Here is an 11,378-nt window from a genome sequence, read left to right on the forward strand (position 1 = left end):
CGAGTGGCCAAAGGGATCAGACTGTAAATCTGACGGCTCAGCCTTCGAAGGTTCGAATCCTTCTCCCTCCACCATTTTACATTTCGAGATTGTTTTGATTTACTACATTTATGCTGCTGCGACTGATATCCCAAACTTCAAATCCCAAACTTCAAATCCCAAACTTCAAATCCCAAACTTCAAATCCCAAACTTCAAATCCTAAACTTCAAATCCCAAACCTTAAATCTCAAACTAGAAGATCATTAGCTACAGTTCATAGCCTCATATCTATGTTTATTATTTAATAATCTAATGAGGCAATCCTATTTAAATGATTCAATTTATTGATATTTTCTGCTATCAATTTACAGCACATTTGCAGCACGACATCTCGAGTTTCCGTCTTAATATTTCACCGACTATTTCTTCCTCCTGTTATTTTTAATGATATATGCTGGCTTATGTCGATAAACACTACTCTTAACTTTATATTTTAGTTATTATTTATTCCTTTTTGGAATAACGAGTATCATTGCATGTCATCTACTTGGGTCAATCAGGCCATCGCAAAAATAGAAGCCGATTTTCAACGGTCTGCAGACACCCATCTAATAAAATTAGATCTTCCACAACTTGTTGGAATAGACATTTATTTAAAAGATGAAAGTACTCATCCAACAGGTAGCTTGAAACATCGCTTAGCTCGATCACTGTTTCTATATGCGTTATGTAATGGCTGGATAAAAAAAGACACGCCCATTATTGAATCTTCATCTGGCAGTACCGCTGTTTCTGAAGCCTATTTTGCAAGATTACTTGGATTACCGTTTATCGCTGTCATGCCAAAAACGACCGCAAAAAAGAAGATTCAACAAATAGAGTTTTACGGTGCACGATGTCACTTTGTCGATAATGGCAGTCAAATGTATGCTGAATCAGAAAGATTAGCCTCTGAGTTGCAAGGCCATTATATGGACCAATTCACTTATGCTGAACGCGCCACCGATTGGCGGGGTAATAACAATATTGCTGATTCAATCTTTAACCAAATGGAAAAAGAGCCTCATCCTATTCCAAGTTGGATTGTCATGAGTCCAGGTACCGGTGGCACTAGCGCAACTATTGGTCGCTATATTCGTTATCAACAGCAACAAACGCGACTGTGCGTAGTCGATCCGGAAAACTCGGTATTCTACGATTACTTTCACAGTGGTGATGCGAGCATTATTAGCGATAAGAGCAGTAAAATAGAAGGAATTGGCCGGCCACGTGTTGAACCGTCATTTATTGCTGGTGTTGTTGACTGCATGATTAAGATCCCTGATGCCGCCTCTATCGCAACGATTCAGTGGTTAGAACAACTCATAGGGCGTAAAACGGGTGCATCAACTGGCACCAACTTATATGGGGCGTTGTTACTGGCAACACAAATGCGTAATGAAGGCCAAACAGGCTCCATTGTGACCTTAATTTGTGATGCGGGTGAGCGCTATCTCGATACCTATTACAACCCGCAATGGATAGAAGACAATATAGGCTGTTTTGAACACTACCGAGAAAAACTCATTGCGTTTAATGAATCTGGTTTACTTGGTTAACCTGTTGAAATTAAAAAGCCGTTGAATATTGATTCAACGGCTTTTTTGCTTAAATACTGTGTGTGGTCATCATTAGCTCTAAAAAACACATTTAATCAATATTCAGATATTTATGTGTTTGAATCGATAAACGCCAGTTACGGCTAATACACACCTTCATGGCAAGTTCTGTTGCGCGCGCCTTTTGGCTAATAGGTTGTAAGCAAATGGTTTTATCAGTGACATCAATATTCAGCAATAATTCATCTAACTCTTCAATATGGTGTTCAGTGGCGATCGGATGCTTAATTTCATTAGCACGATTTAATGCTTGTTCGAGTACCTTGTAGCCACCTTTCATATTGATTTTAGGTGATACAGTCACCCAAACATCTGTATGACATTTCACCTCAAAAGTACCACTGGTTTCTATTTGTACCTGATAACCAGCTTCAATAAAAATCGTGGTTAATTCTGTTAAATCGTACAAACAAGGCTCACCACCGGTTAGCACAATGTGCTTAGCAGTAAAGCCTTTATCTTGGAATGCTTGCACTAATGTGTGACCAGTATGATCAGCCCATCTGCCGATAGTGCCATCGACTTGAATCACTTGCTCGGCAGTCACTTTATTTTCGGGTAACACATCCCACGTTTGCTTAGTATCACACCATGCACAACCTACAGGACAACCCTGCAAGCGAACGAACAGTGCAGGAACACCAGTATATGTGCCCTCACCTTGTATTGTTTCAAATACTTCGTTAACGGGATATTTCATTGTTTACCTTACTTCTGCTGACAAGTATTGGCTACCTGGCTTATAACGGGGCGGCATTTATAGAGTATTTTAGCGTTAGCTGCAAGTATTTACACCTACAGCTTTGCAGTTGGGTCTGGCTTAGGTAACATATCAGTTCTATTTACCTGAACCACTAGGCGTTGATCACACCGATCTTACGAGTCAGTTCAGTACGTTAAGAGTATATCCATGTCAGATGCAAAGCAAAACACCCCAACTAAAGCCCTTGTTGTTTTCAGTGGAGGTCAAGATTCAACTACTTGCCTTATCCAGGCTTTATCTCAATATGATGAAGTGCATGGGATCACATTTGATTATGGTCAACGCCATCGTCAAGAAATCGAAGTGGCAAAATCTTTAGCAACAGAGTTGAAACTAGCTAGCCATAAAGTCATGGACACCACCTTATTAAACGAGTTAGCCATTTCAGCATTAACACGTGATGCTATACCGGTATCACATGAGTTGATGAATAATGGCTTGCCGAATACTTTTGTGCCTGGACGTAATATTTTATTTTTAACCTTAGCAGGCATATACGCTTATCAATTGGGTTGCGATGCTATTATTACAGGCGTGTGTGAGACCGACTTTTCTGGCTATCCAGATTGTCGTAATGAATTTGTTCAATCAATGCAAAACTCATTAGCGCTAGGAATGGATAAACCCCTCAAGATAATTACTCCATTAATGTGGCTTAATAAAGCTGAAACCTGGGCGCTGGCTGATAAATATCAGCAATTAGCTTTAGTGCAACATCAAACGTTAACTTGCTATAACGGCATTATTGGTAAAGGTTGTGGTGATTGCCCCGCTTGTGTATTACGTCAACGTGGCCTAGAGGATTACTTGCAAAATAGTCAATCAGTGATGGACTCATTAAACAGTAAGCTATAATAGTATCGATAACATGCTGTCACTAACCGCAACGGATTAATGCAACTCGGCGGCAGCGCTATTTCATGACGACACCTACAGGCACACAGGTTAACGCCATGCGTTAATTTTGCGCTACAGTTAAGTTTAGTGTCTTTAGATAAATTAAATTGGCTTGTTTTGACGGTGCGAAAAGAGGATATTTTGCTAAATCATAAATCAAACACTGTTGGACTTTATCACTTTGTCGTTGCCATCAGCCTTATTTGTATTGGGCTTTTTGCGGCAGATATACCAACGCCTGCATTTTTGCCCATTGATCAGTATTTAAGTTATCAATATGACGCCATTACTGATGGACAAATATGGCGATTAATCACCGGTAACCTGTTACATACTAATTTATGGCATTTACTGATGAATTTGGCAGGATTATGGGTAATTGTGTTTTTACATGAAGTCCATTACAAGCGTCATCCAGGCAAATTTACATTGCTGTTTATTAGTTTGTGTATTTTGGAAGGTATTGGTTTATATTTGTTTTATCCTAGTTTAAAAGCCTATGTTGGGTTAAGTGGTTTGTTGCATGGATTATTTGCTTTTGGTGCGGTAATGGATATCCACAAGGGTTACCGTTCAGGTTATTTACTGTTGCTTGGTGTGATCATTAAGGTTGGATACGAGCAGATATTTGGCGCGACAAACAGTATCACCCAGTTAATTAATGCCAGAGTTGCCACTGAATCACATCTGGTGGGTCTCATTTGTGGCATCTTGTGTGCGTTATGCTGGTCAACGATTGCCCACCGCTTTAAATACCACAATTTACCTTAACGCTACACGCAAACGGTGTTTATTTTAACGCTGATTGCACATACTGATTGTACATACTGGACAAACAGTATGTGGAATTAATTTATTATAGGCTCTGCTGACTCAGACTCAATCTCTGGCCCATCCATTTCCTTAGACATCCCTGATTCAGATTCAATATCTTGGATTGCTGTATTTGATTGAGCTCGTTCAACTAACTTATCGTATTCAGCTTGAGTAATAAGATAACTTTTTAACGGAGGTAATGGTTTTGTTGTCTGTTCATCAGTCACCGGGACTTCTGTCATACCACTAATATCAACTCGGCCAAATATCAACGCGATAGTGATAACGAACACATGTATTAAAATCACGACCAATGTGGTGTAACGACTGTTACTCACTGAAGCCACAAAACGTTGCCAAGCATTGCCACTAATGATTGGTTGATTGGGCTGCAATAAAAATTCACTATTATCTGATACGGATCCAATCGCGCCAGTTAACTGCAACTGAATTTCATCAGCGACTTGTTGTTGATGATGTTGTAATTGTTTTTCATCTACCACTTCATCTTCTGTCTCAACAAAAGGTGTCACGCCTTTATCAAATTCAATACTCGCACTGTCAATACTCGCACTATCAACTTGCTGTGATAGTTTGTTATCCCAACGTGGATCAGCGCTATTGGTTATCGCAGATTGAAGCGAACTGGACTGTGGTTTTTTTTCAGACATAAAGACTAATTCACCAAGAATGATGGGCTAAGTATAACGTCAACAACGTCATTGAGTAGCACCTTATTTGTGCTGTTAATGTTTGAATAGGATTAATAAACGTTTACCCAATCAAACGTTAAAATAAAATTATCAGTAACCCAAATGTGGACAATATTTTCAGCTTACACGTGTTCACCTAAATATAGCTATTTGGTTTTGAGGCTGATAGACTAACCTTGCTCAAAATCCAATCAGCGTGATTTACAGGATATTATGAATTCATTATCAAACACTTTGGCATCTCAGCAAACAGTTGCGGTATCGAGCGGATCAGATTACTGCCAAGCAGAAGAAAAAGCTAATGCCCTTTCACATGCATTAGGTGTTATTGCTGGCATCATCGGCTTAATGTTAATGCTGATAAAAGCCCCCGATCATTTAACCTTAGTGCAAATTACTGGTGTGGCAATTTATGGCATTAGCATAATCGCATTGTTTCTTGCCTCTACATTATATCACTCAAGTAAAAGTGCACTGTGGCGTAAACGCTATAAAATGGCAGATCACTGTGCTATTTACACGTTAATTGCCGGCACATACACGCCAATGATGCTAATCAGTTTACAAAGCACACAAGCCACGGTGGTACTTACTGCTATTTGGTCTTTAGCTTTGGGCGGGGTTATCTTTAAAACATTGTTTATCGGTCGCTTTAAAGCATTTAGCGTAGTGCTTTATTTAGTAATGGGTTGGTTATGCGTCACTGTAATGGGCGATTTAAAAACTCACATGAGCGATTTAGGCTTAAGCTTACTGCTTGCTGGCGGTTTATTTTATAGTCTAGGGGTGATTTTTTATGTTGGAAAACGCATTCCGTTTAATCATGCCATTTGGCATTTTTTTGTACTTGGTGGCGCATTCAGCCATTTTTTATGTATTTATCTCACCGTTTTATAACTGTTAAACGTAAAATCATATCTCATAAAATTACGGTTGTACTATGGCCGCAATTTTTCTATTATCTGTTGCTAATACACCACTAAACTCAGCTTGAAGACGTTATATGGGAGCACATGACTAAACTGACGCCAATGGAGCGAATATGGTTTATTGTAAATATTATCCCTCAAGGCACTGTGCTACCTTATGGAATTGTTGCTGATTTAGCAGGGTTACCTGGTCGAGCACGTTATGTCTCTAGAGCATTGAAATTAGCGCCTGAAACACTTGGGCTCCCATGGCATAGGGTTATCAATAGTCAAGGTAAGATTTCCTTTGCAAAAAATACCGAACCTTTTCAAACACAGCAAGAATTATTAAGATTAGAAGGTATCACAGTGAACATAGGCAAGGTTTCGTTGTCTCAATATCAATGGAAACCCGATCTAGCCACCCTGGTAATGACATTACCATTTTAATCTTAGCTTATTCAGAATTCTAAACTTTAAGGTAATTATACATTGGTCAATAAATTAACTCGCTTATTCACTCTGATGTTGTCCACCTGTCCGGTGTTTTTCGCACAGGCAACTGACATTCAACAACTCACTGCAGATACTGAGTCTACGGCTAAATTGGCTGTGTCAGAAACGGCTGTGATTGCAGAAAAACTCGAGCAAATTAATGTCCCGGCTTCATTAGATGCAATCCAACAAGCTGCTATCTTATCGCCATTAACAGCCCACAGTGCTAAATATAATGTGTTTTATGGCAGCTTCGAACTAGGTGAAGCAAATTATCGTTTACCCGCTACCGACAGCGGTTTTTACAGCTATCATTTCGACAGCGATGTCAGTTTATTAATGCTGTCTGATCAACGTCATCTTACCAGCGAATTCACCCTTGAAAATGGTAAATTAGTGCCATTTCGATACATACAAGAACGCACTGGTACTGGCAGTGATTACACTGAACAGACTGCTTTTGCTAAAGCACAGAAATTTATTCATACCATTTATAAGCAAGAAGCATTAAAGCTACCATATGAAGAAAAGGTGTTTGATCCGTTAATGGTTCAATTACAATTCAGAATGGATCTCGCAGCCAACATACGACCATTAGATTATAAAATGGTTAAAGAAAAAGAAGTCGATGACTATCAATTTAGAGTCATAGGCAAAGAAAAAGTCACCATAAAAAGTGGTACTTACGATACCGTCAAAGTTGAAGTGGTGCGTGACAGTACCAAAAGACAAACATTTTTCTGGATGGCGCCTGATTTAGCTTACCTACCCGTTCGTTTAAGCCACTTTTCAAAAGGCAGCAAACAGCTCGATATTCAGCTAGCCAGCTACCAATTCGAAAAACCATTGCCTCCCATGACGCCCGTCGTCATCGACGGTCCTAAGCCTGAAGCTTCAACTACTGTGGATGAACTAGTCTCTGAAGCTGAAAATGACGCTGGCATTAGTGAGTCTGAATTAGATGAAATAAAACAGCTAGCTGTTGATTAACTCGCCTTTACGGAATAACTTCCACTCACCTGGTTGTAAAACAACCCAATTTTCATTATTGGTTAATGGTCTAGTCGCAATCACAGTCACCACGTCATTTGGCGTGGTTTCTTGACTAAAATCGATAACTACATTGGTATCAATCAAGGTAGCTTGTCCAAATGGAGCACGGCGAGTGATGTGACATAGGTTGTTAGTGCAATAGGTCATTAAGTCTATGCCATTGCTCAACAACATATTAAACACACCTAATTGTCTTATTTCATCTGCGAGCAGGCTTATATACTGAAACACTTCATTCATGTTTTCAGGTTCATACTCTCCAAACTTATTAACCACTGATTCCAATATCCAGCAAAAAGCCAGTTCACTGTCAGTATCGCCAACAGGCTGAAAACGTGACACTGAAAAAGTGGATTGATAATCGGTTAATTGGCCATTGTGCGCATAAGTCCAATAACGGCCCCATAGCTCACGACTAAATGGGTGAGTATTGACCAAGGACACACAACCTCGATTAGCTTGGCGAATATGACTTATCACGATTTCACTTTTAATCGGATATGACTTAATAAGTTCGGCAATATGTGACTTACTGCTAGGACAAGCATCTTTAAAAGTACGGTTACCTTTACCTTCATAGAAAGTAATTCCCCAGCCATCAACATGAGGACCAGTAACGCCACCGCGTTCAGCTAAGCCGGTAAAACTAAAAACAATATCCGTTGGCACATTGGCACTCATCGCCAGTAATTCACACATTAGCCTTGCCTTTTATGTTGCTATATTGAGCTAAACACTTTTGAAGAACGTATTGTAACTACTAAGCTAATTGAGTGGAACATTTCAGACACACAAATATTTAAACAATTGTTTGAAAAACACTTGTATTCGAGGCCCCATAAGGTTAACTTTTACGTGACACAGGTCTGACCACGTTCATTCTTGTGAATGAGATCAATAATAAATAAGCTATTTTGTCTACATAAATAGCTTTAAGGAGAAGTACATTGACCACCCTACTTTGGATCATCGCGATGATCTTTGTGCTCGGCGCCATGGCATACCTGCGGGTATCGTTATTATCTACAACAATTGCTGCGGCGATTGTGTTAGTTGTCGGTAGCACTTTGGACATTATTAGTGTAATAACATGGATTGTTTTCCTTGTCATTGCTCTGCCACTAAACATCAAATCATTCAGACAGAATTTTATCAGTCGTCCACTGATAAAAGTGTATCGCGGTATCATGCCAGAGATGTCTTCTACTGAAAAAGAAGCCATTGAAGCAGGTACAACGTGGTGGGAAGCAGATTTATTTGCAGGTAACCCTAACTGGAGCAAATTACACAACTATCCTAAAGCGCGTTTAACTGCTGATGAGCAAGCATTCATAGACGGACCGGTTGAAGAAGTATGTAAAATGCTCAATCAACACGAAGTGTCGCATGTGCTAGGTGACTTGCCACAAGATGTATGGCAATTCTTAAAAGATAACGGTTTCTTCGCGATGATCATTAAGAAGAAGTATGGCGGTTTAGAATATTCTGCTTATGCTCAATCTTGTGTATTACAAAAACTTGCTGGTGTGAGTAGCGAACTTGCCTCAACAGTGGGTGTTCCTAACTCGTTAGGCCCTGGTGAGTTATTACAGCACTATGGTACTAAAGAGCAGCAAGATCATTATCTACCCCGTTTAGCTCAAGGTTTAGAAGTGCCATGTTTTGCACTCACTAGCCCTGAAGCAGGCAGTGATGCTGGCTCAATCCCAGATTTCGGCGTGGTATGTAAAGGTGAATTCCAAGGCGAAGAAGTTCTTGGTATGAAGCTAACGTGGAACAAGCGCTACATTACTTTAGCACCTGTTGCTACTGTACTTGGTCTAGCGTTTAAACTACGCGACCCTGATCACTTATTAGGTGATAAAGAAGAACTAGGCATTACTTGTGCACTCATCCCTACTGACATTCCAGGTGTTGAAACCGGACGTCGTCATTTCCCATTGAACTGTATGTTCCAAAATGGTCCAACACGCGGTAACGAAGTGTTCGTACCACTAAGCTTCATTATTGGTGGCCCAGAAATGGCCGGCCAAGGTTGGAGAATGTTGGTTGAGTGTCTATCTGTAGGTCGTGGTATTACCTTACCGTCAAACTCAGCTGGTGGCGTGAAAACTGCCGCTATTGCTACGGGTGCTTATGCACGTATTCGTCGTCAATTTAAATTACCTATCGGTAAGTTAGAAGGCATCGAAGAACCAATGGCACGTATAGGCGGTAATGCTTACCTTATGGATGCGGTGGCGACGTTAACCACTACCGCTATCGATTTAGGCGAAAAGCCATCGGTTGTTTCAGCTATCGTTAAATTCCATTTAACCGATAGAATGCAAAAATGTATCATTGATGCAATGGACATACACGGTGGTAAAGGTGTGTGTCTAGGGCCGAATAACTACTTAGGCCGTGGCTATCAGGCTGCACCGATTGCGATTACTGTAGAAGGTGCAAATATTCTAACTCGCTCAATGATCATTTATGGACAAGGCGCAATTCGCTGTCATCCGTATGTATTGGCCGAAATGGAGTCAGCTTTTGATACTGATGCAAATCGTGGTTTAGCTAACTTCGACGCGGCTATCTTTGGTCATATTGGCTTTGCAACGTCTAACTTCATTCGTAGCTTCTGGATGGGCATAACCTCATCTCGTTTCTCGAATAGCCCTTACTCAGATAAAACCAAGCGTTACTATCAACAGATGAACCGTTTCAGTGCTAACTTAGCATTATTATCTGACTTAGCGATGGCTACACTGGGTGGAAACCTAAAACGTAAAGAACGTATTTCTGCTCGTTTAGGTGATTTATTGAGCCAGCTATACCTGACTTCTGCAACGCTAAAACGTTATGAAGATGATGGTCGTTTAACTGAAGATTTACCTTTAGTTCAATGGGCTGTTGAAGATTCGTTGTACAAGTTACAAGATTCGTTAGATGACTTACTGAACAACTTCCCAATGGGTTTAGGCATTGCACTTCGCGCCGTTATCTTCCCATTCGGTCGTCCAATTAAGCGCCCTAGTGATGTATTAGATCACAAAGTGGCTAAGATAATGCAAACTCCTTGTGCTAGTCGTGACCGTTTAGGTAAAGGCCAGTTCTGGACTGCATCTGAGTTCAATGCTGTAGGTATCCAAGAACAAACGTTTAAAGATATCCTTGCCGCAGAGCCACTGTACGACAAAGTCTGTAAAGCTGCGGGTAAGCGTCTGCCATTTATGTGGTTAGATAAAGTTGCTGCTGAAGGTAAAGCGCTTGGTGTGTTAAGCGACAGCGAAATCGCTTTACTTGAACGAGCTGAAATTGGTCGCTTAAAATCAATTAACGTTGATGATTTCGATACCGATGAGCTTCGTGCGCAACTAGCACCTAAAGCTAAGCAAGAAAAAGCAGCCTAGCTGCTAGGTTAAAACCTAAAATAAAAAGGGTAAAGCGCAAGCTTTACCCTTTTTTATCGCTAAAAATTGATGCTATCGCTCAAGGATAATAATGAAACAACTCACCGGATTACAACTGATGCAAGCCATGCTTAATGGCGACATACCTGCCCCGTCAATAACGCAAACCATACCGATGAAAGCTATCGAGGTCAGTGAAGGCGCAGTAACGTTTGAAGCCCATGCAGATGAGCGTCATTTAAACCCGATGGGCGGCGTACACGGTGGCTTTGCAGCGACAGTCATGGACACAGTAACAGCCTGCGCGGTTCATTCATCACTCCCAGCAGGTGTCAGTTATTCAACCATTGATTTGAACATTAAAATGGTTCGGCCTGTGCCACAAAACCAGCGATTGATCGCCAAAGGGAGCTTAATGAACTTATCAAAATCGTTAGGCATATCTGAAGGCACCTTAACCACTGAAGCAGGTAAGTTACTCGCTACCGCTACAGCGACCTGCCTTATTCTGCGCCCTTAGTTAGTTGGCTAAACGGTACTTTGCACTGCTAGATGAAACGGCATAATAATACTTATTCCATTAGTAATTAACTCCAGCGCTGCCATCCCGTTTTCAGTTTAAATGCCTCGATAAAGCCAAGTTTGCTCCTCGTAAATAATTGAAACAAAAAAGCCAGTCACTTCAATGACTGGCTTTTT

At 40.6% G+C, this 11,378-nt stretch carries 12 protein-coding genes; 9 read left to right on the forward strand and 3 right to left on the reverse strand.

Going from position 1 to position 11,378, the window contains the following annotated elements:
* Both AAEY98_RS20665 and AAEY98_RS20670 read left to right on the forward strand, forming a co-directional pair.
* On the forward strand, positions 1–286 hold a 286-nt coding region (locus AAEY98_RS20665), incomplete at its 5' end, for a hypothetical protein (RefSeq protein WP_351019303.1).
* Between the two features lie 231 nt (positions 287–517).
* Positions 518–1,579 (forward strand): PLP-dependent cysteine synthase family protein, encoded by a 1,062-nt coding sequence (locus AAEY98_RS20670; protein WP_351019306.1) that lies wholly within the window; start codon positions 518–520, stop codon positions 1,577–1,579.
* 91 nt (positions 1,580–1,670) lie between these two features.
* On the opposite strand, the gene queE is transcribed toward AAEY98_RS20670, so the two are convergent.
* The gene (gene queE / locus AAEY98_RS20675; protein WP_101088403.1) at positions 1,671–2,339 is read right to left on the reverse strand and encodes a 7-carboxy-7-deazaguanine synthase QueE; all 669 of its coding nucleotides are present in this window, start codon (positions 2,337–2,339) and stop codon (positions 1,671–1,673) included.
* A gap of 210 nt (positions 2,340–2,549) precedes the next feature.
* Here queE and queC point away from each other — a divergent pair, with 210 nt between their 5' ends.
* A complete protein-coding gene (gene queC / locus AAEY98_RS20680; protein WP_351019309.1) occupies positions 2,550–3,257 on the forward strand; it encodes a 7-cyano-7-deazaguanine synthase QueC in 708 nt (235 codons plus the stop codon).
* A 183-nt stretch (positions 3,258–3,440) separates the two neighbouring features.
* The gene (gene rrtA / locus AAEY98_RS20685; RefSeq protein WP_101088405.1) at positions 3,441–4,070 is read left to right on the forward strand and encodes a rhombosortase; all 630 of its coding nucleotides are present in this window, start codon (positions 3,441–3,443) and stop codon (positions 4,068–4,070) included.
* A gap of 77 nt (positions 4,071–4,147) precedes the next feature.
* Here the strand turns inward: rrtA and AAEY98_RS20690 are convergent, their stop codons facing one another.
* Positions 4,148–4,786, reverse strand: coding sequence for a hypothetical protein (locus tag AAEY98_RS20690; protein ID WP_351019312.1), 639 nt, complete (start codon positions 4,784–4,786; stop codon positions 4,148–4,150).
* A 255-nt stretch (positions 4,787–5,041) separates the two neighbouring features.
* Here AAEY98_RS20690 and trhA point away from each other — a divergent pair, with 255 nt between their 5' ends.
* The 3 genes from trhA to AAEY98_RS20705 all read left to right on the forward strand — a co-directional run bounded on the left by trhA (position 5,042) and on the right by AAEY98_RS20705 (position 7,221).
* Positions 5,042–5,725: a PAQR family membrane homeostasis protein TrhA gene (gene trhA, locus AAEY98_RS20695; RefSeq protein WP_101088407.1), complete on the forward strand. Its 684-nt coding sequence runs from the start codon at positions 5,042–5,044 to the stop codon at positions 5,723–5,725.
* Positions 5,726–5,841: 116 nt separating this feature from the next.
* Positions 5,842–6,186: an MGMT family protein gene (locus AAEY98_RS20700; protein WP_101088408.1), complete on the forward strand. Its 345-nt coding sequence runs from the start codon at positions 5,842–5,844 to the stop codon at positions 6,184–6,186.
* A 75-nt stretch (positions 6,187–6,261) separates the two neighbouring features.
* Positions 6,262–7,221, forward strand: coding sequence for a DUF3108 domain-containing protein (locus AAEY98_RS20705; protein ID WP_162024333.1), 960 nt, complete (start codon positions 6,262–6,264; stop codon positions 7,219–7,221).
* On the opposite strand, the gene AAEY98_RS20710 is transcribed toward AAEY98_RS20705, so the two are convergent.
* The gene (locus AAEY98_RS20710) at positions 7,207–7,983 is read right to left on the reverse strand and encodes a class II glutamine amidotransferase (protein WP_101088409.1); all 777 of its coding nucleotides are present in this window, start codon (positions 7,981–7,983) and stop codon (positions 7,207–7,209) included. The genes AAEY98_RS20705 and AAEY98_RS20710 overlap by 15 nt on opposite strands.
* Positions 7,984–8,231: 248 nt before the next feature.
* On the opposite strand from AAEY98_RS20710, the gene fadE reads away from it, so the two are divergent.
* Both fadE and AAEY98_RS20720 read left to right on the forward strand, forming a co-directional pair.
* Positions 8,232–10,679, forward strand: a complete 2,448-nt coding sequence (gene fadE / locus AAEY98_RS20715; protein ID WP_350999538.1) for an acyl-CoA dehydrogenase FadE — start codon at positions 8,232–8,234, stop codon at positions 10,677–10,679.
* Between the two features lie 85 nt (positions 10,680–10,764).
* A complete protein-coding gene (locus tag AAEY98_RS20720) occupies positions 10,765–11,199 on the forward strand; it encodes a PaaI family thioesterase (protein WP_351019344.1) in 435 nt (144 codons plus the stop codon).
* Positions 11,200–11,378 lie beyond the last annotated feature (179 nt).

The sequence above is a fragment of the Shewanella sp. AC91-MNA-CIBAN-0169 genome (assembly GCF_040310165.1).
GTDB lineage: Bacteria > Pseudomonadota > Gammaproteobacteria > Enterobacterales > Shewanellaceae > Shewanella.